Source organism: Streptomyces thermocarboxydus, from assembly GCF_024760485.1.
GTDB classification, from domain to species: domain Bacteria; phylum Actinomycetota; class Actinomycetes; order Streptomycetales; family Streptomycetaceae; genus Streptomyces; species Streptomyces cellulosae.
Window position 1 is genome coordinate 7,248,949 of record NZ_CP058273.1, and the last position, 26,218, is coordinate 7,275,166.

Sequence of the window (26,218 nt, forward strand, 5' to 3'; positions counted from 1 at the left end):
GCGCCGAACTCGCTCATGATCCGGTCCCCTCACAGGGTGAGGCTCATCAGGATCTCGTCCCGGTCGTCGCCGGGGGACAGGCGCAGCGCGCCCGGCCATCTCCCCACTTCCGCCCATCCGGCTTTGCCGTAGAAGTCCTCGAGCCCCAGGCCGGACCGCACCGTCAGCTTCAGCCGTTCCAGGCCCATCTCCTCCCGCGCGATCCGCCGGACGCGGCGCATCAGCGCGGCCCCGACCCCCGAGCCCCGGAAGTGCACGTGCGTCTGCACGTGGTTCACCGTGCCGCAGTGGGCTTCGAGCGGATGCGCCTCACGTCGGACGAGCAGCCAGCCCGCGAGGACGCCGTCCACGGTGGCCACCACGAGTCTGCAGTGTTCGGGCGCCAGTTGCCCGGCGATCCGGTCAACGGCGGCTTCCGTGTGTGCGGAGGTCAGGGGCGGGAGCGGGCAGTCCGCCGGGATGACCGCGCCGCCGGCGTTGACCACCGCGGCCCAGCATGCGGCCAGTTCGCGTTTCACCGAGGAGGGCAGCTCGGACGGACGAGTGAATTGGGTGAACGCTGGTGCGGCGACTTCGGATGCTGTCACGCGCATCAGCTTGTCACGGGGCCGGGCTCCAGGAGATTGCCGACCAGCAGACCCAGCGCGAGGGCGACGGTCGACATGGCCAAGAAGCAGCCGAGAGCGAACCCGCCCACCGCACCGACTTCGGCAGCTTTGCGAACCGAGCCGACGCCCAGCACGATCGTGCAGAAGATGATCGGCGGGATCATCATCCTGATCAGGCTCACGAAGCCCGCGCCGACAGGCTTCAGCGCGAGCCCGGTCGATGGCCGGAGGGCACTGACGAGAATGCCGAGCGCGACGGCGAGTAGCACCCAGAAGTACAACTGGCGGTGCCAGGGTGTGGGTGGTGAGGTGGAGCGGCTGCGGGGCGGAGCGGTGGCGGCCATGAGGTGTCTCTTCATTGACGTATGCAGGCGCGGCGCACCCGGGGAGGCGCGCGGCTCCGGGGAATCCGGATCCGAGTCGAGAAGGGTGGGCCTGAGGGCGGCCTCGTCCAGGCTGATGGGACCAGTGGCGCGGTCAGAGAAGTTCGAGCAGCTTTTCGGTGAACTCGGCGGTGCCGGCCGAGCCACCGAGGTCCGGGGTGCGCGCGGAAGTCTTGGCCAGAACGGCGGCGATCGCGTCGGTGATGTCGGCGGCTGCGGCCGGGTGGCCCAGGTGATCGAGCATCATGGAGGCGGACCAGATGGCGCCGAGCGGATTGGCAATACCGCGTCCGGCGATGTCAGGGGCGGAGCCGTGCACCGGCTCGAACATGGAGGGGAACTCACGCTCGGGGTTCAGGTTGGCGGCCGGAGCGATGCCGATGCTACCGGCGACCGCGGCAGCGAGGTCACTGAGGATGTCGCCGAACAGATTCGAGCCGACCACGACGTCGTAGCGTGAGGGTTCGAGCACGAACTTGGCGGCCAAGGCGTCGATGTGTTCCTGGTCCCACACCACCTTGGGGTGGTACTGAGCGCGCTCGTTCACGAGCTCGTCCCAAAAGGGGAGTGTGTGCACGATGCCGTTGGACTTCGTGGCCGACGTCAGTCGGCCGCCGCGTCGTGCGGCCAGGCCGAAGGCGTAATCGAGCACCCGGTTGATTCCGGCACGGGTGAACACCGCTTCCTGGACAGCCATTTCATCAGGGAAACCGCGGTTCATGCGGCCTCCGATCTCGCTGTACTCGCCCTCCACGTTCTCGCGTACAACGACGAAGTCGACTTCGCCGGGTGCAGCGTTGCGCAGTGGACTGGCGACACCTTCGAAGACCCGGACTGGCCGCAGGTTGACGTACTGGCGGAAGCTGCGGCGGATCGGGATGAGCAGTCCCCACAGCGAGACGTGGTCCGGCACGCCGGGGTATCCGACAGCGCCCAGAAGGATGGCGTCGTGGTCCTTGATCTGTGCCAAGCCGTCGTCGGGCATCATCGAGCCCTCGCGCAGGTAGCGCTCGCAGGACCAGTCGAACTCGTCGTAGGCGAAGGTGATGCCGTGTCGGGCGGCGACGGTGTCGAGGACTTGGCGGGCAGCAGGCAGCACTTCAGTGCCGATCCCGTCGCCGGGGATGAGAGCGATGCGGTGGTTGGGCATGTGGGGATTGCAGCAACGAGCGCCGTGTGACGTCCAAGACGGACAATCCATGTGCCTTATAGGGAGCGCCTATTATTTGTCTGTGGGACTCTCGGTCGCGCAGGTGAGGAACGCATGGGCCGCCGGGGTCAGCGCTTCCTTCCTGCTGACCAGCGCCACATGAAGGTTCCTTGCCGGCTCGATGTCCAGCACGAGTGCCCCCGCCCTCTCGGCGAAGTCCCGCCAGGAGTCGGTCACAACAGCCAGCCCGACTCCGGCCAGCACCAGCGGCACGATCGCGATCCGGTGCTCGGTTTCCACGGCCACTGTCCACTGCGTTCCGGCACTGCGGAGATCGTCGACGTATTTGCGCATCCCGGTGCCCTGCTGGCCGACGATCAGACGCTGCTCGGCCAGCTGTTCGTGCCGCACGGGGGCACCGGGTGGAAAGGGGCCGTCGGGCGGGGCGAGCAGGACGAATTTCTGCTTCATGACCGGGTAGGGCCGCACGTCGTTGGCCGGGAGCGGGGCGGGGCTGGCCACCAGTCCCAGCTCGGCCTGACCGGTGCGCACCATCTCCGTGACGTCCCTTGAGGTGAAGGCCGCCTGGATCGCCACGGAAACCTGTGGGTGCCGCTTCGTGAAGCGACTGATCATGGCGGTGAGCGGTTCGATGGACTGGGAAGGCATCGCGGCGATGTCGACCCGGCCTCTGTGCAGGCCGTGCACGGATTGCACCGTGGCGCGCGCCATCTCCAGACTGCGGACGGCCGCGCGGGCCGGTTCGATCAGGGCGATCCCGGCTTCGGTCAGCACGGCCCTGCGGCCGATACGGTGGAAGAGGTCGCTGCCCAGGTCGCGTTCCAGTGCCTGGATCGCCTGCGACAGGGAAGGCTGAGCCAGGTAGAGCGCCGAAGCGGCACGGTTGAATCCGCCATGGTCGACGACCGCCAGAAAGTACTCGAGCTGCCTGACATCCATGGTTGTACCTCCGCGCTTCGACGCTTCTTATAGGCCACCCCTATAAGCATTGTCGCCGATCAGTGTTGGACCGGGGTTCCTGAGGACTGGTGTGATCGAGGCATGACCGACCTGCTCCCCCCTGAGTTCGCCCGTCGTGTCGTGGACGCCGAGGGCGTGCGCATCCATGCCCGCATCGGTGGTGACGGTCCGCCCGTGCTGCTTCTGCACGGCTACCCCCAGACCCATCTGATCTGGCACCACGTGGCTCCGCTGCTGACAGCCGGGCACACTGTGGTTCTGACTGACTTGCGTGGCTATGGTGACAGCGACAAGCCGCCCTCTGATCCCAACCACGGTGCCTATGCCAAGCGCTCGATGGCGTACGACCAGCTTCTGGTGATGCGGGAACTGGGCTTCGACCGCTTCGCCGTCGTGGGCCACGACCGCGGGGGCCGGGTCGGGCACCGCCTCGCTCTGGACCATCCGCAGGCCGTCTCGGCCCTGGCCGTTCTGGACATCGTACCCACGCGTCACGCCTTCCAACAGGCCAACACCGACTTCGGGCTCGGCTACTACCACTGGTACTTCCTCGCTGCCGGCAACAACATCCCCGAACACCTCATCGGCGCCGATCCCGACTTCTGGGTCCGTACTCGGATGGATGCCCGCCATCATGGCGGAACCCCCTTCAGCCCTCATGCGCTGGACGAGTACGTGCGCTGCTTTTCGGACCCAGCGGCCATCCATGCCTCCTGCGAGGACTACCGCGCCGCCGCGAGTATCGACCTCGTCCATGACGATGCCGACTACGACGCGGGCCGACGTGTCATCAGCCCTCTGCTCGCCTTGTGGGGGGAACACAGCTTCGTGGGCCGACACTATGACGTGCTTGATGTGTGGCGCTCATACGCCACAGACGTGCAAGGCCAGGCATTGCCCTGCGACCACTACGTGCCGGAAGAAGCCCCTGATCGGACCGCGAAGCTCCTGGAAGCCTTTCTTCAGGGCAGGCAATAGGAACCCGGCCCCCACGGCTCGCAGATCAATCAAACGCAGGTCGGGAAGCGGGCCGGAGCCCTCAAATTCTCGATGACGGGGTCAGCGACTTCAGTGAGCACGTCCGACTCGATCGATGCCGCACCGCTGCGTCCGGCAGGTGGGTGGCTCAGGACGACCATCGCTGCGTCAGCCATGGTCTGAGGAGATCGTGCTCGCTCAGCCTGGTCGCATCCGAGGATATTGCTGACCGCGGAGGTAGCGATGCGGCGACCTGCTGTTCGCACCAAATGCTCTTGCTGTGGTGAGTGTGCCGTGTACCCCATTTCTGGGTCAGCTGAGCGACCAGGAGAAGCCCTCTTCCTCCTTCATCTGCAAGGCGAGCGCGACGCACGTGGGGCGCAGCACTGCTTGTCATGGCCAAGGTGGTCGGTGATCTCGCCTTCCAGGGCGGACTTCAGGAGCCGCTTGGTCAGCCGCTGGAGCAGCCCACCCTCGCCGGTCAGCTGCAGGTCCTCAGCCTGAGCACCGCCGACCAACTCGTCGATGAGCTGGTCGTCCACCTTCTTCGCCGGCTGCGGCTCAGCGGCCTTGACGGGCTCAGCCTCGGTACTGGCGCGGCAGACGTTGCTCCGTCCTTCCCGCGGGTGGTCGCGACGCATGCGATGTTCCGGCGTCGCCCTGAGTCAGCTGTGATTGATCAGCGTTAAGTCAGCCGGGTCGTGCCGCGATGATGTGTGAAGCCGTGAGGGGGCTGTACGGAAGGCGCGGGTGAAGGCGTACGAGAATGCGGCCGGCGTGGCGTAACCGAGCCGTGCAGCGACCTCGGTGACGCTCTGGTGGTGCAGCAGCGGTATCGCGGCGAGGAGCCGGGCGCGCGAGCGCCACGCGGCGGGACTCATACCGGCCTCTTCGCGGAACCGGCGGGTGAAGGTCCGTTCGCTCACTCCTGCTTCGCGCGCCCAGTCGGCGTTCCCGACCGTGAGGTCGGGGTCGGCGAGGTAGCGGCGGCACAGCCCGGCGAATGGCTCTGCGCGCGGGATCGGGATATGCAGAGGCACTTCGGCGAGCCGGGACGCCTCATGCAGGATCAGCTCCAGCAGCGCCCGGTTGCGATCGCCGAGTCCGTCGCGGGGATCGATGTCGGAGGCGGCCAGCAGCAGTTCCCGCAGGAGGGGGCCAACCTCGACGACTCGGCACTCGGTCGGCCACCACGGGGCGGCGGCGGGGTCGATGTAGAGGCTGTTGGTCTCCACGTCGAGCATCCGTACCTGGTGTCGCCTGTCCGGCGGGATCAGCACTGCCCGCTCACCGGGAACCGTCCACGCCCCGTGGTCGGTCTCGACCAGCATGGTTCCCGTCGCCGCGTAGAGGAACTGCGCCCGCCGATGCTCATGCCAGACCAGCAGATGCCCCGGCGGGTAGACCGTCGCGATCGGCAACACGGCCACCGGCAGTGCATCGACCTGCGCGAGCGTCACGTTTCTCACCTGCCCAGACTACTGGCCGGAACTCGATATTTCTTGCCCGACAGTCGAATGTTCGTGAGACGGATCTTCGCTGGAATAGGTCCCGTGACCGTTCTCGTACTCGTCCTCATCGGCGTCCTCACCGGCCTGTCCACGGTGCTCTTCGGCTTCGGAGGAGGGTTCGTCACTGTCCCCGTGATCATCTGGGCCGATGCCACCCTCGGCCCCGCCGCGGGCACCGTCGCGGTCGCGACGTCGGCGCTCGTCATGGTCGTCAACGCGGCCGTCGCCACGGCAGCCACACCGCACCCGATCCTCGCCCGCCTCCGAAGCCGCGGCATGCTCCTGAGCTTGCTCGCCACCGGCGGACTCCTCGGCGCACTGGCTGCTCTGGCTGTTCCGGCGGAGGTGAGCTCGTGGGGGTTCGTGATCTACGTGGCCGTCACGATCATCGACATGCTCGCCCGCCCCGGATTCCTCCGCCCCACCACCTCTGAGCCACAGACTCGCGCACGACGAGCGATCCCGACCACGCTCGGCGCGCCCATCGGCGCGGTCGCGTCGTTTCTCGGCGTCGGCGGCAGCGTCATGACCGTCCCGCTGCTGCGCCGCGCTGGCCTCCCGATGGGGCAAGCCGCAGCACTCGCGAACCCTCTGACTCTCGCGATCAGCATCCCCGCCGCTATCGTGTTCCTCCTCGCCCGCCACACGAACGTGCACGGTGCAGTGTTCGCCGTCGGGATCGTCGACCTCGGCGCCGCAACCCTCCTCCTCGCCGGAGCGATCCCAGTCATCGTGGTGCTCCGCCGCCGCCCACCCCGCATCCCCGACCGGGTACACGCCTGGACCTACGTCGGCCTCCTCGCCGTCGTGTTGTCAGCAGTGGCTCTCCCGCTGCTGACAACAACCGGGGTGTAACCGCTCACAGCGAGCGGCCGTGCCGGGTCTCGATCAAGAGATCCATGCTGTCGTCGCCTACGTGTACCTGCTGACCGAGCCGCGTGGCACGCTTCAACGCCGCCTCCGCGCGGGCGGCGTCGATCCTCTGCGCATCCGACGACGCGGCCGGACCCAGCGCGCGGTCGTCGGTGACCCGGTAGCGGTTTCGCGGTACGCGGCGACGACCTGCTGGTGCCGGTGCCACCGCGCCGCGACCTTCTTACCCGTCGGTCGTGGGCCGAGTGCGGTCGTCCACGGCTTGCCTTCGTTCAGGTCCCGTTCGGGGACCGCGGCGGCACGTTGTTCGGTGAGCTCACGGCGTTCGGTGAGTGCCTTTCACATCTCGGGGTCCGTGACGCCGGAAGGTTCGGGATAACTGGTCCTCACAAAGCCTTTGGCCGTCCTGGTGCGTGATCGGACAGACGGCGAGGCCGAGGAACGTCTCATGGATGTCGTCGAGTCTCTCCCAGCGGATGCGCAGGCGTCGGAAGCCGTGCAGCCGGGAGATCGTCCGCTCGACCACCCAGCGGAAGGTGCCTAGTGACCTGAGTCGGAGATTCGTCGTTGGTTGGGCATGAGCCGTCCGGGTCCGAAGATTCCGCCGTTGTCGTTGACCGAGGCGTAGCGGGCCGTGCTGGAGGGCTGGGTGCGGCGTCGCTCGACGGCTCAGGCTCTGGCCTTGCGGTCGCGGATCGTGCTGGAGTGCGCCGAGGGGCACTCGATCATGGAGGTTCCCGTCGGCTGCGGGTCGCTCCGGACACGGTTCGCACCTGGCGGCGGCGCTTCATCGAACGCGGCCTGGACGGCCTGTCCGACGAGCCGCGGCCCGGTGTCCCGCGGAAGATCACCGACGCGGACGTCGAGCGGGTCATCGTCAAGACGCTGGAGGAGAAGCCGAAGAACGCCACCCACTGGTCGACCAGGTCGATGGCAGCGGCCACCGGCATGGTCTCAGTCCGCGATCTCGCGAATCTGGCGGGCATTCGCTCTGGCCCCGCACCGCTCGCAGACCTTCAAGCTCTCTACCGACCCTCTGTTCATCGACAAGGTCCGCGACGTGGTCGGCCTCTATCTGGACCCGCCGGAAAAGGCCCTGGTCCTCTGTGTGGACGAGAAGTCGCAGATCCAGGCCCTGGACCGGTCCCAGCCCGTGTTGCCGATGGTGCCCGGTGTTCCCGAACGCCGCAGCCACGACTACGTCCGGGCCGGCACCACCACACTGTTCGCGGCCTTGGAGGTCGCCACCGGCAAGGTCATCGGCTCTCTCCACCGGCGGCACCGGGCCGTCGAGTTCAAGAAGTTCCTGGCCAAGCTGGACAAGGAAGTGCCCGCCGACCTCGACGTGCACCTGATCCTCGACAACTACGTCACCCACAAGACGCCCGCCGTCAAGCAGTGGCTGCTGGCACATCCCCGCTTCCACCTGCACTTCACGCCGACGAGTTCGTCCTGGCTGAATCTGGTGGAGCGGTGGTTCGCCGAACTCACGCAGAAGAAGCTCAAGCGCGGTGTCCACCGCTCCGTCCAGGCCCTCGGACGCGACATCCGAGCATGGCTCGCCGACTGGAACAACAATCCACGACCGTTCGTCTGGACGAAGACCGCCGACGAGATCCTCGACAAAGTCGCCGCCTACTGCCGACGAACCTCTGACTCAGGTCACGAGGTCGTGTCCGATAGGTCGTGGCTTGCTGGGGCGTCAGGGAAGCGATGCGGCGATGATGTACGAGTGTTCTACGAAGATCTCAGCGAGTACGACTACCAGGACGAGGATGCGTTCACGGACAGGGAGTCGGGCTTCTACGCGCTCTGGTACCGCCCGGCGTACACCCGCCTGAACATCGGGTGGCTGAAAGCCGGCAAGCCGTACTCGACTGGAACGGTCCCCACCGCGTTCGTGGAGAAGCTGAAGGCTGTTCAGCAGGTCCAGTGGATGAACGTCTGTCTCGGGATGCACGAATGCGACCTGTGCCCTGAGGAAAAGGCTCCGGAAGGGAATGGCGAGGTTCGGATCCCGGGCGAGCCCGGGATCGCTTATGCCGCTCCGTTCCTGATCACGCACTACGTCAGCGATCACGGTTACCGACCGCCGCAGGTCTTCATCGAAGCCGTGCTCGCCGTCGATCTCGACGCATGGGCCGCCGCGCGATGGCCCAACGTCCCCTTCCCCTGGATCCCGGATGACGTCGAACTCCTGCTGGAGTAGGCCCGAGCTAACCTATGTACCCAGCCAGAGCCGGATCGAGGCGACGGTGACCGTCCCGTGAAAACCGTAGGCCCTCTTGTCGTAAGAGTCGCGACCGCACGGAGATATTCAGCCGGTTGATCGTCCGCTCCACTTCGTTGCGACGCCGGTAGATCTCTCTGTCGAACCCGGTCGGACGGCCCCCCTTACTGCCCCGCCGCTGACGGTTGGCACGCTGGTTCCTGGGCTCCGGGATCGTGTGCTTTATCTGGCGCCGCCGCAGATAACGACGGTTGCGGCGCGACGAATAGGCTTTGTCGCCGCCAAGGTGATCGGGCCGAGTACGAGGGTGTCCGCCGGCCTGCCGCGGAACCCGGATCTGTTCCAGTACGGGGATCAATTGTGGGGCATCGCCCCACTGGCCGGGAGTGATGACGAAGGCGAGGGGTCGACGTTCGCCCTCACCCGCCAGATGAATCTTGCAGGTCAGGCCGCCTTTGGAACGGCCCAGGGCCTCGTCGGTCCGGTGCGGGACCGGCGTGCTTCGTCTGCCGGGGACTCTCGGCGGGCGGGAGTGAGCACCAGCCGCGTGCTGGTGGGCCCGGCAGGAGGTGGAGTCCACGCTGACCATGCTCCAGTCGATCAGGCCCTCGGCGTCGGCGTCGGCCTGGACGGCCCGCAGGATCCTCTCCCACGTGCCGTCTGCTGACCACCTGCGATGACGGTCATGAACCGTCTTCCACTTCCCGAAACGGGACGGCAAGTCCGGCCAGGGCAGGCCAGTTCGCTGCCGGAACAGAATCCCGTTGATCACCCGGCGGTGGCACTGCCACCGTCCGCCCCGCCCCGCACTCCTCGGCAGATGCGGTTCCAGTCGAGCCCATTCCTCATCCGAAAGATCACCCCGCCCCACGACGACCGAAACGATCCACCGAGGGGCCGGTCACACGACCCATCGGACACGACCTAGTGACCTGAGTCAGGGATTCGGGCCCGGCACTTTCGGCGGTGTGTGGCCGTTCGTGACCGGGCCGTGGGCCGGTAGTCAGGCAGGCCCCTCCGGTCCGGACAGCGGAGCGGCCCCTCGGGGTCCCTGCGGCCGGGCCGTTGGGCCGCAGGGACCCCGAGGTGCCTGGCGGAACTCACCCGGCGTCTTCCTCGCCCGTGTCTCCGGCGGGCGCAGGCCGCGTCGGCCGGGTCACTGGCACGAATGCTGTAGCGGCCCAGGCAGTTGAAAGGAGGAAGCACACGTCGAAGCGGCGCGGTGATCACTCACGGCGTTGGCAGGGTGGGAGACGGTGGTGCGGGTGTGGTGTGCACCGCGCTGCTGAGCGGTGTCAGGTGTTCGACGGCGTCTCTTGAGCTGCGCGTTTGAGCGGTTCGGTGACCTTCACGGGTTCCGTGCCGTTCGTGCTGTGCCGTTCGGCCCAGTCCTCCAGGGCCGTGCGGCAGGCGTGGTCGAGGTGGTGCAGGCCGGACAGGTCCAGCTCCACCGGGCGGTTCTGGGGCAGGGCCTCCAGGCTGTCGAGGATCTTCGGCAGCCTGAGGAAGGTCGCGTTGCCCGACAGGTACACCTGGATCGGTCCGGCGCCCTTGTCGATGATCTCCGTCTTCAGGTGCGAGGCTTCCCAGGCGGTCTTGACCACCGACAGGGCCAGACCGATGAGTACGCCCTCGAACATGTTCACCGAGACGATCGCCACGGCAGTGACTATGAGGATCAGTGCCTCGCCCTTGTGGCTGTGCCACAGCTCCGCGATCTGGCGGAACGGGATCAGCTTCCAGCCCGCGTGCACCAGGATGCCGGCGAGGGCGGGAATCGGGATCAGTGCCAGCACAGAGGGCAGCGCGGCGGCGAACAGCAGCAGCCACACGCCGTGCAGCACGCGGGACGCCTTGGTCTTGGCGCCCGCGTTGACGTTGGCGGAGCTGCGCACGATCACCGCGGTCATCGGCAGCGCGCCGAGCAGACCGCACACGGTGTTGCCCGTGCCCTGGGCGATCATCTCCTTGTTGTACTGGGTACGTGGACCGTCGTGCAGGCGGTCCACGGCCGCTGCGCTGAACAGCGACTCGGCGGAGCCGATCAGCGTGAACGCGATGATGGTGCCCCAGATGGCCGGGGCGGCGAGCTCGCCGAAGGCGTCGGATCCGGGCGGTTGGATGACGCCGAGTAAGCCTTCCACTTGGACGGTGGCGACGGGCAGGTTGAAGGCGAGCGTGGCGAGGGTGGCCAGGACCACTGCCGCGAGGGCGCCTGGCACGGCCTGCACCTTCTTGGGCAGCTTCTTCCACAGCACGATCACGGCGACGGTGGCGGCCCCGACCACGAGCGAGGCCAGGGTCTCCCTGTTGCCGAGGGCGTCGGCGAACGCCCGGGGCAGACTGGCGATCTTGCCGATGCCGGTCTCTGGGGCTTTCCGGCCCGCTGCCGCGTAGATCTGGCCGGCGATGATGACGAGGCCGATGCCGCAGAGCATGCCTTCGACGACGGCGACGGAGATGGCCGTGAACCAGCGGCCTATCTTGAGGAAGCCCATGGCGAGCTGGAGCAGTCCGGCTATCAGCACGATCACGCCGAGGGTGGCCACTCCGAACTCGCTGACGGCCTCGAAGACGATTACGGTCAGGCCGGCGGCCGGCCCAGAGACCTGAAGGCTGCTGCCGGGCATGAGCCCGGTGATGAGGCCGCCGATGATGCCGGTGACGAGTCCCAGCTCGGCCGGGACGCCGGAGGCGACCGCGACGCCGACACACAGCGGCACGGCGACCAGGAACACCACGATGGAGGCGAAGAAGTCCTGCCTCAGGTGAGGGAACTTGGACAACATGGTCGCCAACTCCCCTAAAGACTCTCGAAGGTGTCGGTCAGCGTGCGGTGTTTGCGCACGGTGCCGGTGTGGACCTCGTAGTACCAGCCGTGCAGCTGGAGTTCACTGGTCGCGAGGCGCTTCTCGACGCACGGGTAGGAGCGCAGCCGAAGCAGCTGCGTGAGGACATGGTTCTGCACGGCCTCGGCGACCGTAGGGTCGCTGGTGTCGGAGCACGTGGGCTCCTCCGCGGCGTGCGCGAGCCAGTCGCGTACGGCGGGTACGGCGTTCAGGTCGTCGTGGCGCACGACCGCGCCGACGGCGCCGCAGTGGGAGTGGCCGCAAACCACGATGTGTTGCACGCCTAGCACTTGCACGGCGTACTCGATGGTGGCCTTCTCGCCCGTGGGAGTGTCGGAGGCGTACGGGGGGACGATGTTGCCCGCGGTGCGCAGCTCGAAGAGCTCGCCGGGCTGGGCGCCTGTGATCAGGGCTGGTACGACCCGGGAGTCGGAGCAGGTGATGAACAGTACGTCGGGGGACTGACCCTCGGCGAGGCGAGCGAACTCCTCAGGGCGCTGTCCGAAGGTGCGGGCGTTGTCGATGAGGGGCTGCATAGTGTGGTGACTCCTCCTGGCGCGCCATGGGGAGCGCGTCGGGCTTACATGACAGAGGTGGGGGGAGCGTCTCTGTTCCTCAGCAGCGGAAGAGCTGAGGGGCGGCCGGGCAGTGCGCTGTTGACGATCTCGACGTGCGATGGTGTACGTCACCGGGTCCGGCCGGCTCGTGTTCCGCCGACGGGTCTTGCCTCAGCAACTGCCGCTCCGGTCTTCAGGTGCGGAGTCCGCGGTACGGAGCCGGTCCCGGATGCACAGGGGACCGGTCGGGCCCCCGCGGCCGGTGCTGCGACAGTTGACAATCCCGTCGCGCAACGCCTTTGGAGAGAGTTCGGTGCCCGTGCGCGGGGCCTTCTCTGAAGGTTGGATTCCCAACTGAGCTTTGGCCTCGACATGACGGGCCGTGTGTGCGGATGCGAAGACCGCGCTGGGGGTGAAGAGCTGGAGGGTGATCAGGACGGCGGCGAGGGCCGAAACCACGGTCCGGGCCGTCGCACCTCGGAACATGCGCCCCTCCAGGCAGTAGGCGAACCTCTTGCTCGCGCCAACAGACGGTCAATGGTCGGTCAAGAAGTACCTTAACTCGGCAAAGTTGTTTGCGAGGTTAACTTAACGTTTCCTGCTGAAGAGAGCCTGAAAACGGAGGTGGAGCTGGCGTGAAACTGCTTCTGTGAAGTGCGGTGGTGTCGCTGGCGCCGGTGTCTCCGCGGTGCGAGAGCATTGCCGCCCTCGGCATGACCGGCCACGTCCGACTCCCCGCCAGCGAACACGACGGCACAGTCGGCTGGGCCACCCGCAGTGGAGTTCTGTCATGAGGCGCGTGCCCTGTCTCCAACGCCACCGTTGCGATGACCTGCATGACACAGGGATTCCGGGTGCTCCCGTCGAACCCGGACCGCCTGATGGGTTCGACGGGAGCGAGGTGGCCCGCAGTTGTTGCCCGCGTAGTTTGCGGTGGCGGTCGCGACCGGCCGCAGGTCGCCTGCGCCGTACCATTCGTGTCGGTCCGCGCGGGCGCCGTCGTGGGTCTGCACGCCAGCAACTTGCGGGCGGGAGGGTCCATGGCCGTGGCCAGACCGGGCGGGCGGCGAGTGAGCCGGACACCACATGGAGGAAGAAGCCCCAGGACCCTCGCCGGCCGGGGGCGAAGCGCAGGCCGGGCGATGCCGCTCTGACGATCCAGTTCCCTGCTACGACCCTCGCTTTGGTCGACACGACTTTGAGCAGGCCGTCGCCTGTTGAACGGGCTGGGTGAACCCGGTCTCCGCGTAGTCCGCGCTGCACAGCGGGCTCACAGCGGCGTAGCAGCAGTCGCAGACTGACCGCTCTGTGCATGACAATCTTGAAGCTTCCTCTTGATCGTGGACACTCGTCGACCATGAGGACGCTGGGCCGGAGGTAGTTGGTGAGCTTGCTGATCAGCCGGCCCTGGTCCTCGGCGGCTTTGAGGTGACGGACCATGTCGTCGACGCTGGTGAAGTAGATGGAGTAGCTGGCCTGGCAGGCCGCGACGGCCAGGGCGACGCCGATGTGCGTCTTACCGATCCCGGGCGGCCCGAGCAGGGCGGCGTTGGCCTTGTCCTCGACGAAGGAGAGGGTCGCCAGGTCCTTGACCTTGCGTGGGGCGAGTTCGGGCTGGAAGGAGAAGCAGTGGTCCTCCAGTGTCTTGTGGTGCGGCAGCTTCGACAGCCGCAGGCCGTTGCGGAAGCGGCGGCCATGGCGGACAGCGAGTTCCTTGGGCAGCACCAGGTCGTCAGCCAGGCTCGGGTCGCCTTCGAGACATGGGACGAGGACCAGGTGGATGGTCAGGGCCGGGTCGATGCTCTGATCCAGCAGGCGCAGGAAGCGGGTGAAGGCGGCCGAGTCGTTGCGGGGTTGCCCGGTGGGTACGTCCAGGGCTGCGACGACGGAGGCGGTGCCGTGCCTGCGGTACTCGAATCTGCCCCGCTCGATTCGGCCGGGGCCGGCCGGGTCGGATGGCCCCGGGAGCGAGCCTGCATCGCGGACTTCTCGTCCACGCTGCACCACCGAGTGGGGCGGGCGGTGCAGGGAACGCGCGCACACCTCGGCGGCCTTGGCGTAGAAGTCCGGATCCTCTGGCCGGGTGAGCCAGACCCCGCACCAGAGGTGGAGGTCGGCCAGGACCCGGCCGACCTGGGACGCCGGGCCCACTGGCTGCCGGTGATGGGCCGGTCGAAGGTGACGGTGGCGATGATGGTCAGGTGCACGTCGGGGCCGTAGTGGTTAGAGCGGCCCGGGCGGGGCCGGTCCTCCAGCGCGGCCAGGCCCTCGACGGCGAACCGCTTGCGCCGGCGCCGCACGGTGTCCAGATGCACGCCAAGCGCGCGGGCAACAGCCGCGTTCGTGCCACCGTCCGCACAGGCCAGTGCGGCTCGGGCTCGCGGCACCCGGCGCAACGGCGCGGTCCGTGACGGCGTCAACTCCGGCAGTGACGCGCGCTGTTCACTGCCCCAGGGCACCTGGCTCGGACTTCCCACCAGCACACACCCCCACTTCCCCAACTCCCGGAATCCCGTTGATCATTGTCATCGTCAGGGGGGCAGGCGTCCCGCCCGAACACGGGCAGGCACGGGGTGGCAGGATGACCCCCATGGCGAACAGCAGGAGCGCGAAGGCGACCTCGCGGACGGCACCGAGCAAGACCGTCCACAAAATCAAGATTACCTTGCAGGACTCCCGGCCTCCGATCTGGCGCCGGCTTGAGGTGCCGTCCGGCATCACCTTGCGCGAACTGCACGACGTCATCCAAACCGCCTTCGGCTGGGAGGACTACCACATGTGGGCCTTCGAAACCGGCCAAGACCAATACGGCGCCGCCGACCGCGACCTGGACATCCGCAGCGCCACCTCCAAGCAACTCCGCCAGGTCGCTGCCCACCCCGGCGACCGGCTCCGCTACACCTACGACTTCGGCGACGACTGGGAGCACGACATCCTCATCGAGGACGTTACCGAGCCCGAGCCGGACACCGCCTACCCCCGATGCCTCACCGGCCGCCGAGCCTGCCCACCCGAGGACTGCGGCGGCATGTTGGGATACGACTACCTCATCGAAACCCTTGCCGACCCTGACCACGAAGAACATGAAGACCGCCTGGAATGGCTGGGCCTCGACTCGGCCGACCAGTTCGACCCCGCAGCTTTTGATCCAGCACAGGTCAACTCCGCGCTATCCGCCCGCGCCATCGTGCTCGTCAAGAACTGACACGTCACTGCCCCGCTGTCAGCAACCCCCGTCGCTTGCTGACAGCGGACCCGGACCCCCGCAAGATCGCGTCAATGGACCGATGAGCCGGACCGGTGTCGCAGGGCCGGAGCCTCAAACGGCGTCGTCCTCGCCCGGTTCCGCACCCACCAGCAGCGCACAGCGCCGGCACACCTGCCCCACGACGTCCAGGAGCACAAGCGGGCTCCTGTCAGGCGCGCCGACCGACAGTGACTACCCCATCCCGCACCTGAATCGGGACACCTACCGCCACCCGCACGCCCCAGCACCACAGTGATCTGCCACAGCACGGCGACGTCCACACCGGTCCGCGCCGGCTCCCTTTCCCACAGCACCGGGAGTTCCCCGCTCACACCGCACGCCTGCCGCCCCCGCCCTCTGCCTGCACTCACCGAGCACAGTGACACAGGTGCTCAGACCGGCATGCTCGATCGCCAGGAACGTCACCCGCTCCCTCACACACCAACCGCAAGCCCTCCGGGACCGCAACCTCCCCCTGAAGCCAGGCGGAAATGGGGATCCGGCTCACAACCCTCATGCAGTCAGGAGCCGCTCCAGGTACGCAGTTGACGGCCGATCAGGCCAACACCCGCCGCGCCGGATGCGGCATCCCGCACCAGGGCGATCGCCTCCTTCGGCGGATAGTCCAGCTGATACCCGTTCAGGGCCAGGTATGCCTCGGTGGAGTGCCAGGCGAACGCCTCGGCGGAGTGCTCCAGGCACGGCAGTTTCACCAGGGTCTGGAGCAGCGCGGCTGCCTTGAGGTACACCGAGCCGTAGACGTCGCGTTCCATCGCCCGGGCGTTGACCCGGGCGACCGCCGCGTAGAGCGGGCCGTAGTCGTCCACCTGGGGATCGCCGGGCAGCAACTCGGCCGCATGCAGAAGGAAGGACACGTCAAGAGGATGGGGCGGATTGTTCTGGCTCACGCGGCGTGGCCCCGCTCCTGCTGCTCCTCAAGATCACGCCGCGCCTGCAGCTCCGCCGAACGCCGCTCGTCACCGGTCTCGGCCGTGCCGGCCTCCTCCGCGAACGAATCGCCGCTGCGGGCCATCGATGCCCTGAACGCGTCGAGGAAGCGCCTTTCCACAGCGGTGGCCCGGGCGTAGGCGGCCGACAGGATGTACTCCTGCAGGCTGACACCTTCCTGCCTCGCTGCGGCCTCGATCGCTGCACGTTGAGCCGGATCCGGGAAACGGAGGTTCATGGCTTTGGGGTGAGACATGGTACCGATGGTACCGTCGATACCACGGTTCGGCCAGAGCGCAGTGACTAGTAGGGCTTGGTCAGGTTCGTAGTGGTTTGGGTATGTCGTGGTGGCAGGTGGGGCAGGCGCCGGCCTAGGTGGCGATGAGTGTCCGGAGCTCGCGGACAACTCGGTAGAGGCTCAGGCCTGCGCTGCGTCTTTTGGGGGACGGGCCAGTCGTTGCAGGGTGCAAAAGGCGTGTGCGGCGGAGACGAGGGGCACGTGGTGGTGCCAGCCGGTCCAGGTGCGGCCCTCGAAGTGGGCCAGGCCCACGGTTTGTTTTCATACCGCGGTAATCGTGTCCGATGCGCCAGCGGAGTTTGACCAGCCGCACCAGGGTGGCCAACGGCATGCCGGAGGGCAGGTTCGACAGCCAGAAGTGCCCGGTTCCGGCTTGGTAGCCGGCCAGTGGGCCAGCAGCCACCGCTCGGCAGCTCCGGACCATCGACGGCCCTGCGGACGCCGCGTCCGGCCGGGCGGATGCGGAGGGCGACGAACCGCGAGTGCATGCGCTTGACGCCACTTCGGCCCTTGCCCGGCCGGGAGCCTTCCCGCCAGGACACCGGCCTGGCCGCCGCCCGGCCGGCCGCGATGACCAGGTCCTTCACGGTCTGAGCAGGTCCGGGGTGCTGCATCTTTGGTGGCCGGCCGGTGCCCGCGTAGACCGGCTGGACGGGCCGGGCCTCGGCAGGATTCGCCGTGTGGCGGCCGGAGATCCCGACTGCGTAAGGCAGGTCCTGTTCCTCCAGGCCGAGGCGGAAGGCGGCGGGCATCGCCGTAGCCGGCGTCCGCGACCACCAGCGGGATGTCGAGGCCCCACGAGAGGGCCTCGTTGATCATGTCCAGTGCCCGCTGCCACTTCTCCACATGCCCCACCTGGTGGGGGTGCCACTATGCCTCTCGTCAAGCGGTGCGGGGGGTTCTCGGCCTCGTAGAAGGTTCCGTCGCGGAGCATGGCGAACAGGACGCTGATGCGGTGGCGCGCGAGGCGGAGGAGGGCTTGGATGTGGGTTTTGCCGCGGGCTCGGCAGCGGTCGTAGTAGCTGCGGGAGGCGGGACCGTGGAGGGCCGCGAACGCGGAGAGGAACATCGCCCGTTTCAACTCCCGGTTCCCGCCTCTGGGGGCGTGTTCGCCGTGGATTGACGTGCCGGACTGCCGGGTTGCCGGAGCGAGTCCCGCGTAGGAGGCCAGGTGGCCGGCGCTCGGGAACGAGCTGCCGTCGCCGACGGTGGTCAGGAGGACTGCGGCGGTCCTGACGCCGATGCCGGGCATCGAGGTCAGGACCGGGGAAAGAGACATCCGATGCGGTTGATCTGGCAAGCGGCAGCGTCTTTTTCACGACCCAGGCCCTCCCCGGCGAGCGCGCTGCCGCACCCTCCGTACCGGCGACTTTCACACCCCTGTCACGCGCCCCTTCCTTGGCGTTTGGTGTCCCTGAAACACTCCTTCCGCGCAGATTCCGTCACGTTCCGGTCGTCCTCCCGCACCTCAGGATGAGAGGTCTGTTCTATATGTCCGAAGTCAACCGGCGTCGCTTTCTCCAACTGGCGAGTGCCACCACGGCCTTCAGTGCCCTGTCCGCCAGCATCCAGCGCGCCGCAGCCCTACCGGCGAACCACCGCACCGGGTCGATCGAGGACGTCGAGCACATCGTCGTCCTCATGCAGGAGAACCGCTCCTTCGACCACTACTTCGGCACCCTGAGAGGCGTCCGCGGCTTCGGCGACCCCCGCCCGGTCACCTTCGGCAACGGCAAACCGGTCTGGCACCAGGAGAAGGACGGCAAGGAACTCCTGCCCTTTCACCCGGACGCCGACGACCTCGGCATGCAGTTCCTCGAGGGCCTGCCGCACTCCTGGCCGGACGGCCAGCAGGCTTACAACGGCGGCAAGTACGACCGGTGGGTGCCCGCCAAGGGCACCACGACCATGGCGTACCTGACCCGCGAGGACATCCCCTTCCACTTCGCCCTCGCCGACGCCTTCACCGTCTGCGACGCCTACCACTGCTCGTTCATCGGCTCCACCGACCCGAACCGCTACTACATGTGGTCCGGCTACACGGGCAACGACGGCAGCGGCGGCGGCCCGGTCCTGGACAACGCCGAACTCGGCTACGGCTGGACCACCTACCCCGAGCGCCTGGAGCAGGCCGGCATCTCTTGGAAGATCTACCAGGACATCGGCGACGGCCTGGACGCGGCCGGCTCCTGGGGCTGGATCCAGGACGCCTACCGCGGCAACTACGGCGACAACTCCCTGCTGTACTTCGACACGTACCGCAACGCCCAGTCCGGCGACCCCTGGTACGACAAGGCCCGTACGGGCACCGACGTCAAGAACGGCGACGGTTACTTCGACCACCTGCGCGCCGACGTCAAGGCCGGAAAGCTGCCCCAGATCTCCTGGATCGCCGCCCCCGAGGCCTTCTCCGAGCACTCCAACTGGCCCTCGAACTACGGGGCCTGGTACATCGCCCAGGTTCTGGACGCCCTCACCTCCAACCCCGAGGTCTGGTCGAAGACGGCCCTGTTCATCACCTACGACGAGAACGACGGCTTCTTCGACCACGTCGTGCCGCCGCTTCCGCCGAAGGACGCCTCCCGCGGCTTGTCCACCGTCGACGTCACCCCCGACCTCTTCCCGGGCGACGGCCGCAGGACGGCAGGCCCCTACGGGCTGGGCCCGCGCGTGCCGATGCTGGTCGTCTCGCCCTGGAGCAAGGGCGGCTACGTCTGCTCCGAGACCCTTGACCACACCTCGATCCTGCGGTTCATGGAACGCCGCTTCGGCGTGCGCGAGACGAACATCTCGCCGTGGCGCCGGGCGATCTGCGGTGACCTGACGGCCGCGTTCGACTTCTCCCACAAGGATGCGCGCCCGGCCCCGCTGCCCGGCACCGACGCGTACGAGCCGCAGGACCGCGAACGCCACCCCGACTACAGGCCCACCCCACCCGCTGACCCGCGCATGCCCCGGCAGGAGCGCGGACTGCGCCGCTCCCGGCCACTGAAGTACGCCCCGCACGTCGACGCCTCCGTCGACGCGACCGCCGGGAAGCTCACCCTCACCTTCGCCTCCGGGCCGAAGGCCGGCGGCGCCTTCCATGTCACCTCCGGCAACCGCGCCGACGGTCCCTGGACGTACACCACCGAGGCGGGCAGGACGCTCCGGGACACGTGGAACTCGGCGTACTCCGCGGGCTCCTACGACCTGACCGTGCACGGCCCGAATGGCTTCGTGCGTGTCTTCAAGGGTTCGAACAGCACGGCCAGCTGCGAGGTCACCGCCCGCCACCGGGGCGACGACATCGAGCTGACCTTCGCCCACAGGGGCACCGGCACGGCCCGGCTGCGGATCGCCGACGGCTACGGCGGCAGGCCGTCGGTCGTCACAGTTCGCCCGGGCGCGACCGTGCGGCGGACCGTCGACCTCACCGGAAGCCACCGCTGGTACGACCTTACCGTCACCGCCGACGGCGACAAGGCCTTCCTGCGACGGTTCGCGGGGTACGTCGAGAACGGACAGCCGGGCGTGAGCGACCCGGCGATCATCACCGCCTAGGACCTGTCTGACAAACGATCTTGGATGGGTTCGCGAAGCCAGAGGATGAGTGCGGCAAGGTGGACGCCGGCCTTGTAGCGGGTGGCGAGTTTGTCGAACCGGGTGGCGATCGCGCGGAACTGCTTGAGGCGGTTGAAGCAGCGTTCGACCACGTTGCGGGCTTTGTAGAGCTCACGGTCGAAGGCCGGCGGTCTGCCACCGGCCTTCCCTCGTCGCAGGCGGTTGGCCTTCTGGTCGGCCCGTTCTGGGATCACGGCCTGGATGCCTCGCCTGCGCAGGACCTGGCGGATCGCCCGGGACGAGTACGCCTTGTCCGCGATGACTGCGTCGGGCCTGCGGCGGGGCCGCCCGGCACCGGTCCGGGGCACCCTCAGCTCGTCCATGACCGTTTCGAAGACGGTGGAGTCGTTGACGTTGCCGGGCGTGACGACGACAGCCAGGGGCAGGCCCCGGCCGTCGCAGGCGAGATGGACCTTGGTGGTCAGCCCGCCGCGGGACCGGCCCAGCGCCTGGCCAGCCGACGGACGTGCCGGATCTTCCAGTTCGTCCCCTGCCGTCGCCCCTTTTTGCGGGCGCCGGCGGCGTGCTGATGGGCCCGGCTGATCGTGGAGTCGACCGACACGGTCCACTCCACGGCTCCGACGGAGTCGTCGCGGACCTGGACCTGTTCGAGCAGACGAGCCCAGGTGCCGTCCGCCTCCCAGCGGGCGAACCGTTCATAGGCGGTCTGCCACGGCGCCGCGGTCTGCTGGGTCGGGGAACACGGCGTGCGCTACTACGCCTCCGGCCGAGCCCTCAACCGCTCCTCCGCCCTCATGGAAGCCCAGGCCCGCCAATGGGCCAACCCCCGCAGCCGCCTCGCCGTGGCACGCGCGATGTACCGGCTCCGCTTCCCCGACGAGGACCCCGCCGGCCTCACCCGGCACGAACTCCTCGGCCGGGAGGGGAGACGGGTAAAGGACTGCTACCGGGCCCAGGCCGCCCGCACCGGCGTCTCCTGGCGGGGCCGGCGCTACGTCCCCGGCGACTTCACCAGCGGCGACCCGGTCAACCAGGCCATCACCGCCGCCGCCCAGTGCATGTACGGCATCGCCCATGCCGTCGTCACCTCCCTGGGATGCAGCCCGGCCCTCGGCTTCGTCCACTCCGGCCACGAGCTGTCCTTCGTCCTGGACATCGCCGACCTCTACAAGACCGAGATCGGCATCCCGGTCGCCTTCGACGTCGCCGCCCAGGACGAGGAGGACGTCGGCTCCCGCACACGCCGTGCACTGCGGGACCGCATCAACGAGACGTCCCTGCTCAACCGGTGCGTCGACGACATCAAACGCCTCCTGATGCCGGAGGCGGTCGGCTCTTCTGCCCCCGACCGCGATCGGGACGTGGTCACGCTGCAAAGCGACCACGACCACCAGGTCGCCTCGGGCGTCAACTACGACGGCCCCGACGAGGACTACGGAGACGAACTCTGGTGACCGTCATCGTCCTCACCAACTGCCCCGCCGGGCTACGAGGCTTCCTCACGCGCTGGTTGCTGGAAATCTCGGCAGGCGTGTTCGTGGGCAACCCCTCGGCCCGCATCCGCGACGTGCTCTGGGAAGAGGTCCAGCAGTACGCAGGCCAGGGCCGTGCGCTGTTGGCCCACACCACGAACAACGAACAGGGCTTCACGTTCCGCACCCACGATCACGCCTGGCACCCCGCCGACCACGAGGGCGTCACCCTGATCCGCCGCCCCGACCTTAACGCGCCCTCCCGGGGAACTCCGACGACGGAACAGAGTCCCCCTCCCGGCTGGAGCAGGGCTGCAAAGCGCAGACGCTTCGGGAGAGGCTGATGCGGAGAAAGTTCTGTATGCCCTATATGCTGGACTCTGTGGAAGTACTCGAAAACCGCTGCCACGCCGACTAAGAGGGCAGGTCGCCCAGTCTGCTCCCCGCACCCGCGGGGATGGTCCCGGGTGTGCGTTGTGCTCGTTCAGGTGTGCTCTCTGCTCCCCGCACCCGCGGGGATGGTCCCCTGTGGACGGATTACATCGCCGACCCCGTGTCCTGCTCCCCGCACCCGCAGGGATGGTCCCGAGCCGCAGCGCGTTCGACGCAGAGACGAAGTCTGCTCCCCGCACCCGCGGGGATGGTCCCTGAACGAACGTCACCAGCGCAGCCCCGGCGACCTGCTCCCCGCACCCGCGGGGATGGTCCCCACTCCGCTCCGTCCTCCGCCGCGCACTCCGGCTGCTCCCCGCACCCGCGGGGATGGTCCCATTCTGACGCCGATCAAAACCTTCTTCGTGACCTGCTCCCCGCACCCGCGGGGATGGTCCCCCGGCTTCCATCAGCATGGTGATGGCGGTCTCCTGCTCCCCGCACCCGCGGGGATGGTCCCATGCGCGGCGAGCTCGTCGACGAGGTCACCGCCTGCTCCCCGCACCCGCGGGGATGGTCCCTTGACGTGGTCTTCCCGCCGCACGGTGTACTGCTGCTACCCGCACCCGCGGGGATGGTCCCCGGCCTGCGTAGGACTGGAAGGTGGGGCCGATCTGCTCCCCGCACCCGCGGGGATGGTCCCGGCCCGCCGGAAAGGGAAGGCGCGGCGTGGCACTGCTCCCCGCACCCGCGGAGATGATCCCGCCGCGGTGCAGCACGGCCAGGGTCTGCCGTTCTGCTCCCCGCACCCGCGGGGATGGTCCCGTCGCTGGCGGCGTCTGGCGGCGCCTGGCGGCCTGGAACGAGGCCGGTGTCTGGGAGAAGCTGCACCAGCTGCTGAACAAGCTGCCGTCGAAGAACCAGCTGGACTGGTCTCGGGCGATGGTCGATTCCTTCCACGCCCAGGCCGCACACAGAGGCCGACAAGCGGCCCCAGCCCGGTCGACCACGCACGGCCGGGCAGCAAGCAACACGTCATCAGCGACGGCCAGGGCATCCCGCTCGCGGTGTCGCTGACCGGCGGGAACCACAACGATGTCACCCAACTGCTGCCGCTGTTGGACAAGATCCCGGCAGTGGCGGGAGTCGTGGGCCGGCCACGAAGGTGACCCGACATGCTCTTCGCGGACTGCGGCTATGACCACGCCAAGTACCGCCGGCTCCTGCGGCAGCGCGGGATCCGCCCGGTGATTGACCCCCTCGTCTGGAAGTTCCAGACCGGGGCTCAATGGGGTGCAGCTGCCGGAGAAGTACGGCAGGCCGGGCGCGGGGGTGCCGACGGTGAGCCCGAAGGCGACAGCCCACCGGTGGTGCGCCCCCCCCCAGATGTCTGGGATGGGATACGCCGACCGGCCGCGGCACTCTTTACCCGGTCGAGGGTGGTGAGCCGCCTTCGGCGCATTCGGTGACGACAATGAGGGGGAAGAGATGTCCATGCGAAGAAGGACCATCGGGATGCTGGCCGCGGCCGCAGTCGCCGGTCTGACGGTGGCGGGGCTCCGGCTGCCGGTGCGGCCCCGTCTGCGGCGGGTGACGCGGTCACGGCCTCCGTGTGGCGGAACGTCGCTCTGACCGGCACCTACACGATCCGCGACGACGAAGGCATTTTCGCCGCCGGTACGTACTGCAACGGCAACATCGCCTCCGAGGGCTGGGTGAACGAGGTCCGCACGCCGTCGGTGTGGTGGGAGACCACGTGCGGGGGCGAAATCCGTGTGGAGAAGCATGTGTCCGCGGAGACGGACGCCGGCGGCGGAGTCATGATCTATGTGACCCTGCGGTTCTACGAGGGCACGAACGACACCAACACCGACCTCGACGCCGAGTACAACTTCAACCGCTACGTCCCCGCAGGACAGACCTCGACGGTCAGCGAGATCACGCTCCGCAACGGGGAGAACGGCGGCAAGGACTGGGCGAAGCTCAACCTCGTCCTGCACAACAACCGCTGACCCGTACCGAGGCGTCGATCGCGCGCCCCGGACATCGACGGTTCCCGGGCACGGTAAGCGGAGGCACAGCTACCTGCGCGAACCGGGCTCGGGACCCGCTGTGCACGCATAGCCTCGGACCATGAGGCGCCATGGGGGAGCAAGACGGGTCGGCGAGACCGGGGACGCGGCGGCGCGGGCGGCGCAGTCCGCGCGGAGCGTCGAGGAGTTCTTCGAGGCGGTGAAACGGGTCGTACGGCCTGCGCTGCGCTTCGACGTATGCGCCTGCTTGACCGTGGATCCGCAGACGTTGATGAACACCGGCGGTGACTACCGAGACGGCCTGCCGCCCGCCCTGATGCCACGCATGCTCGACATCGAGTACCGCGAGGGGGACGCCAACGACCTGTCCGATCTGGCGGCCAGGCCGACGCCGGTGGGCCTGCTCAGCCGGGAAACGAGCGGGAACCTCACCCTCAGTCCCCGGTACCGCGACATCATGCGGCCCCTCGGCTTCCGCGACGAGCTGCGTGTGCTGCTGCGCGACCGTCACGGAGCATGGGGCGCCCTGGTCATGGGGCGCGCAGACGACGCGCCTCCGTTCGGCTCCGCAGAGCTGGCTGCGGCGGCGGCGCTGGTCCAGCCGTTGGGGAACGCACTGCGCCGGCTGCACCTGACGCGGCTGGCCGAAGCGAACGTCTCCGAGACGGCGCCGGGACTGGTGTTGCTTGACGCCGACCACCAGGTGGTCCAAGCGACACCCACCGTGGCCATCTGGTTCAACGACCTGGCGCACGCCGACGGCGTGCGCTCCGGGGATCACGGACTGCCCCCCGCCGTGTACGCGGTGGCAGCGGCGGTGCAGGCCGCAGGGGCCGCGGCCTCCCACACCTCGTGGATGCACAGCCGCCGGCACGGCCGGGTACGGTTGCACGCCTGGCGCCTGGAGGAACTCACGGCGGCCCCGGCCCGCACCGCTGTCGTCGTCGAACGAGCCGGTCCCGCTGAGCACATCGCACTGATCGTCGCGGCGTACGGACTGACTCCTCGCGAGAGGGACGTCATGACGCTGGTGTTGCGGGGGCGGTCCACAGCCGACATCAGCCGCAATGCAGGTCTGTCACCACACACGATCCAGGACCACCTGAAGTCGGTGTTCGACAAGACAGGCGTCCGCAGCCGACGAGATCTGGTCGCCACGCTCTTCGCTCGTCATTACTTACCGGACATGAGTCCGCCGGCGTCCACACCGCAGCGCCGCCCCCGGGACTGAAAAGGCAAGCCCTCGCAATTGTCGGCTGCGACCCGTTCGTCGTCCTCGCCGGCGTCCTCGCCGGCGCCGACCTCGGATCTGTCCCGAATCGGGATGTTAAGCGGCATCCTCATCGATCGCGCCGAAGTCGTCGTCGGCCATATCTGCAGCGTCGGGGCGGCTCCCGCCCTCACAGCCGCACCCGTCGCCGCCCGGACGCGGCTTCCCGTCCCAGATGGTCCGCCACCAGGCATTGAACCGCCGACGGCCATGCAGGAGAGCGACCTGGGACTCAAGTTCCGGGCCGAAGGTGCGCACCCACTGCAGCACCTGCTCGCACATGGGGTCGCTCGTCGCCTGGGTCGGCATCGCCACGAACACCCCGTCGAGGCCGAACCTCGCCGCCAGAATCTCGGCAGCCGCGAGCGCTGCCTTTGTCTTCCCCTCCCCCATGGGAGCCTCGGCCACCAGCAGCCCCGGCGCTGGCATCGGCGCCGCCCGCTCCACCAACTCCCGCTGCGACGCCCGCGGCTGCACGCCCAGCCGCCCGGTCAGCGGGTCCAGCGGATGCTCCGGCAGTGGAAGGTCCCGCCAGCCTCCGCGTAGACGCAGCCGCCCCCAGGCTCCCTCGGCACGGCTCCGCGCACCGCCGAAGGAGATCTGGTCGGCGTCCGCCAGGCCGGGGAACTCGCTGCTGTCGCTGGCGATCCAGTCTCCCATAGATCCGACAACGCCAACTGCTCGGCCTTCCGCAGGGAACCCACCGGCCGCACAGCCACCAGGTCCTCGAAGCCGACGGCCGCGTGAAGACGTCCACGACCGTCCGCTGGGCCTCATCCCAGGCAGCGCCCCGGCCCTGAGCCCCCCGCCGCGGCCTGAAAGCAGCAGCCGACGGAAACATCCCGTGGGTCCGGCGACCAGCGGCCACACCCACCCGGCAGCCTCTTCATCGCC

At 68.3% G+C, this 26,218-nt stretch carries 20 protein-coding genes, 12 pseudogenes and 1 CRISPR repeat array; of the genes and pseudogenes, 11 read left to right on the top strand and 21 right to left on the bottom strand.

Annotated elements, in window-relative coordinates; all coding sequences use genetic code 11:
- Window positions 1-29: 29 nt before the first annotated feature.
- The 4 genes and pseudogenes from AY578_RS33080 to AY578_RS33095 all read right to left on the bottom strand — a co-directional run bounded on the left by AY578_RS33080 (window position 30) and on the right by AY578_RS33095 (window position 3,101).
- The gene (locus tag AY578_RS33080) at window positions 30-587 is read right to left on the bottom strand and encodes a GNAT family N-acetyltransferase (protein ID WP_026243928.1); all 558 of its coding nucleotides are present in this window, start codon (window positions 585-587) and stop codon (window positions 30-32) included.
- A gap of 20 nt (window positions 588-607) precedes the next feature.
- Window positions 608-952, bottom strand: a pseudogene (locus AY578_RS33085) (cation:dicarboxylate symporter family transporter); the annotation flags it as partial.
- A 133-nt stretch (window positions 953-1,085) separates the two neighbouring features.
- Window positions 1,086-2,141 carry a tartrate dehydrogenase gene (locus AY578_RS33090; protein WP_028961222.1) on the bottom strand — a complete coding sequence of 352 codons (1,056 nt, stop codon included), beginning with the start codon at window positions 2,139-2,141 and terminating at the stop codon, window positions 1,086-1,088.
- A gap of 72 nt (window positions 2,142-2,213) precedes the next feature.
- Window positions 2,214-3,101: a LysR family transcriptional regulator gene (locus AY578_RS33095; protein ID WP_028961221.1), complete on the bottom strand. Its 888-nt coding sequence runs from the start codon at window positions 3,099-3,101 to the stop codon at window positions 2,214-2,216.
- A 102-nt stretch (window positions 3,102-3,203) separates the two neighbouring features.
- Between AY578_RS33095 and AY578_RS33100 the strand changes: the two genes are divergently transcribed.
- A complete protein-coding gene (locus tag AY578_RS33100; protein WP_019525514.1) occupies window positions 3,204-4,100 on the top strand; it encodes an alpha/beta fold hydrolase in 897 nt (298 codons plus the stop codon).
- A gap of 148 nt (window positions 4,101-4,248) precedes the next feature.
- Here the strand turns inward: AY578_RS33100 and AY578_RS33105 are convergent.
- The 3 genes and pseudogenes from AY578_RS33105 to AY578_RS33115 form a co-directional block, all read right to left on the bottom strand.
- Window positions 4,249-4,491: pseudogene (locus AY578_RS33105) on the bottom strand (ATP-binding protein); the annotation flags it as partial.
- A pseudogene (locus tag AY578_RS33110) lies at window positions 4,490-4,741 on the bottom strand (hypothetical protein); the annotation flags it as partial. The pseudogenes AY578_RS33105 and AY578_RS33110, both read right to left, overlap by 2 nt.
- 24 nt (window positions 4,742-4,765) lie before the next feature.
- Window positions 4,766-5,569 (bottom strand): AraC family transcriptional regulator, encoded by an 804-nt coding sequence (locus tag AY578_RS33115; protein WP_028961220.1) that lies wholly within the window; start codon window positions 5,567-5,569, stop codon window positions 4,766-4,768.
- A gap of 84 nt (window positions 5,570-5,653) precedes the next feature.
- Between AY578_RS33115 and AY578_RS33120 the strand changes: the two genes are divergently transcribed.
- Complete coding sequence (locus AY578_RS33120) at window positions 5,654-6,466, top strand: TSUP family transporter (protein ID WP_019525511.1); 813 nt, start codon at window positions 5,654-5,656, stop codon at window positions 6,464-6,466.
- A gap of 4 nt (window positions 6,467-6,470) precedes the next feature.
- Here AY578_RS33120 and AY578_RS33125 read toward each other — a convergent pair whose 3' ends face one another.
- Window positions 6,471-6,692: a hypothetical protein gene (locus AY578_RS33125; protein ID WP_136239531.1), complete on the bottom strand. Its 222-nt coding sequence runs from the start codon at window positions 6,690-6,692 to the stop codon at window positions 6,471-6,473.
- 198 nt (window positions 6,693-6,890) lie between these two features.
- Window positions 6,891-7,157, bottom strand: a pseudogene (locus tag AY578_RS33940) (transposase); the annotation flags it as partial.
- On the opposite strand from AY578_RS33940, the pseudogene AY578_RS33135 reads away from it, so the two are divergent.
- Window positions 7,119-8,144, top strand: a pseudogene (locus AY578_RS33135) (IS630 family transposase); the annotation flags it as partial. The pseudogenes AY578_RS33940 and AY578_RS33135 sit on opposite strands and share 39 nt — an antisense overlap.
- 72 nt (window positions 8,145-8,216) lie before the next feature.
- Window positions 8,217-8,693 carry a DUF7919 family protein gene (locus AY578_RS34285; protein ID WP_168713492.1) on the top strand — a complete coding sequence of 159 codons (477 nt, stop codon included), beginning with the start codon at window positions 8,217-8,219 and terminating at the stop codon, window positions 8,691-8,693.
- A 12-nt stretch (window positions 8,694-8,705) separates the two neighbouring features.
- On the opposite strand, the pseudogene AY578_RS33140 reads toward AY578_RS34285, so the two are convergent.
- The 5 genes and pseudogenes from AY578_RS33140 to AY578_RS33165 form a co-directional block, all read right to left on the bottom strand.
- Window positions 8,706-9,585 (bottom strand): annotated as a pseudogene (locus AY578_RS33140) (IS5 family transposase).
- Window positions 9,586-10,009: 424 nt separating this feature from the next.
- A complete protein-coding gene (locus tag AY578_RS33145) occupies window positions 10,010-11,503 on the bottom strand; it encodes a SulP family inorganic anion transporter (RefSeq protein ID WP_037954277.1) in 1,494 nt (497 codons plus the stop codon).
- Between the two features lie 14 nt (window positions 11,504-11,517).
- Entirely contained in the window at window positions 11,518-12,099 is a 582-nt protein-coding gene (locus tag AY578_RS33150; protein WP_028961218.1) for a carbonic anhydrase, read from the bottom strand.
- Window positions 12,100-13,467: 1,368 nt separating this feature from the next.
- A pseudogene (locus AY578_RS33945) lies at window positions 13,468-13,851 on the bottom strand (ATP-binding protein); the annotation flags it as partial.
- Window positions 13,852-13,904: 53 nt separating this feature from the next.
- Window positions 13,905-14,603, bottom strand: coding sequence for a helix-turn-helix domain-containing protein (locus AY578_RS33165; RefSeq protein ID WP_158693608.1), 699 nt, complete (start codon window positions 14,601-14,603; stop codon window positions 13,905-13,907).
- 107 nt (window positions 14,604-14,710) lie between these two features.
- Here AY578_RS33165 and AY578_RS33170 point away from each other — a divergent pair, with 107 nt between their 5' ends.
- Window positions 14,711-15,325, top strand: a complete 615-nt coding sequence (locus AY578_RS33170) for a plasmid pRiA4b ORF-3 family protein (RefSeq protein WP_037954274.1) — start codon at window positions 14,711-14,713, stop codon at window positions 15,323-15,325.
- A 563-nt stretch (window positions 15,326-15,888) separates the two neighbouring features.
- Here the strand turns inward: AY578_RS33170 and AY578_RS33175 are convergent.
- The 5 genes and pseudogenes from AY578_RS33175 to AY578_RS33190 form a co-directional block, all read right to left on the bottom strand.
- Complete coding sequence (locus AY578_RS33175) at window positions 15,889-16,275, bottom strand: toxin Fic (protein ID WP_028961216.1); 387 nt, start codon at window positions 16,273-16,275, stop codon at window positions 15,889-15,891.
- The gene (locus tag AY578_RS33180) at window positions 16,272-16,571 is read right to left on the bottom strand and encodes a type II toxin -antitoxin system TacA 1-like antitoxin (RefSeq protein ID WP_234008130.1); all 300 of its coding nucleotides are present in this window, start codon (window positions 16,569-16,571) and stop codon (window positions 16,272-16,274) included. Before AY578_RS33180 ends, AY578_RS33175 begins: the two co-directional genes overlap by 4 nt.
- A 47-nt stretch (window positions 16,572-16,618) precedes the next feature.
- Window positions 16,619-17,227 carry a hypothetical protein gene (locus AY578_RS33185; RefSeq protein WP_420341327.1) on the bottom strand — a complete coding sequence of 203 codons (609 nt, stop codon included), beginning with the start codon at window positions 17,225-17,227 and terminating at the stop codon, window positions 16,619-16,621.
- Between the two features lie 64 nt (window positions 17,228-17,291).
- A pseudogene (locus tag AY578_RS34230) lies at window positions 17,292-17,432 on the bottom strand (hypothetical protein); the annotation flags it as partial.
- A gap of 76 nt (window positions 17,433-17,508) precedes the next feature.
- Window positions 17,509-17,886: pseudogene (locus tag AY578_RS33190) on the bottom strand (transposase); the annotation flags it as partial.
- A gap of 218 nt (window positions 17,887-18,104) precedes the next feature.
- Between AY578_RS33190 and AY578_RS33195 the strand changes: the two are divergent.
- Window positions 18,105-20,156, top strand: a complete 2,052-nt coding sequence (locus AY578_RS33195; RefSeq protein WP_028961214.1) for a phosphocholine-specific phospholipase C — start codon at window positions 18,105-18,107, stop codon at window positions 20,154-20,156.
- Here AY578_RS33195 and AY578_RS33200 read toward each other — a convergent pair.
- Window positions 20,153-20,892: pseudogene (locus tag AY578_RS33200) on the bottom strand (IS5 family transposase); the annotation flags it as partial. The gene AY578_RS33195 and the pseudogene AY578_RS33200 sit on opposite strands and share 4 nt — an antisense overlap.
- On the opposite strand from AY578_RS33200, the pseudogene cas1e reads away from it, so the two are divergent.
- The 5 genes and pseudogenes from cas1e to AY578_RS33225 form a co-directional block, all read left to right on the top strand.
- Window positions 20,891-21,631: pseudogene (gene cas1e / locus AY578_RS33205) on the top strand (type I-E CRISPR-associated endonuclease Cas1e); the annotation flags it as partial. The pseudogenes AY578_RS33200 and cas1e overlap by 2 nt on opposite strands.
- Window positions 21,628-21,993, top strand: coding sequence for a type I-E CRISPR-associated endoribonuclease Cas2e (cas2e, locus tag AY578_RS33210; RefSeq protein WP_028961360.1), 366 nt, complete (start codon window positions 21,628-21,630; stop codon window positions 21,991-21,993). The pseudogene cas1e and the gene cas2e, both read left to right, overlap by 4 nt.
- Before the next feature lie 92 nt (window positions 21,994-22,085).
- A CRISPR array of direct repeats spans window positions 22,086-22,846; the repeat unit is 29 nt; unit sequence CTGCTCCCCGCACCCGCGGGGATGGTCCC.
- Between the two features lie 15 nt (window positions 22,847-22,861).
- Window positions 22,862-23,274 (top strand): annotated as a pseudogene (locus tag AY578_RS33215) (transposase); the annotation flags it as partial.
- A gap of 357 nt (window positions 23,275-23,631) precedes the next feature.
- Window positions 23,632-24,033 (top strand): hypothetical protein, encoded by a 402-nt coding sequence (locus tag AY578_RS33220; RefSeq protein WP_106959493.1) that lies wholly within the window; start codon window positions 23,632-23,634, stop codon window positions 24,031-24,033.
- A gap of 121 nt (window positions 24,034-24,154) precedes the next feature.
- Window positions 24,155-25,285, top strand: a complete 1,131-nt coding sequence (locus AY578_RS33225) for a helix-turn-helix transcriptional regulator (protein WP_052183383.1) — start codon at window positions 24,155-24,157, stop codon at window positions 25,283-25,285.
- Window positions 25,286-25,381: 96 nt separating this feature from the next.
- Here AY578_RS33225 and AY578_RS33230 read toward each other — a convergent pair whose 3' ends face one another.
- The gene (locus tag AY578_RS33230) at window positions 25,382-25,984 is read right to left on the bottom strand and encodes a DEAD/DEAH box helicase family protein (RefSeq protein WP_028961345.1); all 603 of its coding nucleotides are present in this window, start codon (window positions 25,982-25,984) and stop codon (window positions 25,382-25,384) included.
- Window positions 25,985-26,218: the final 234 nt, after the last annotated feature.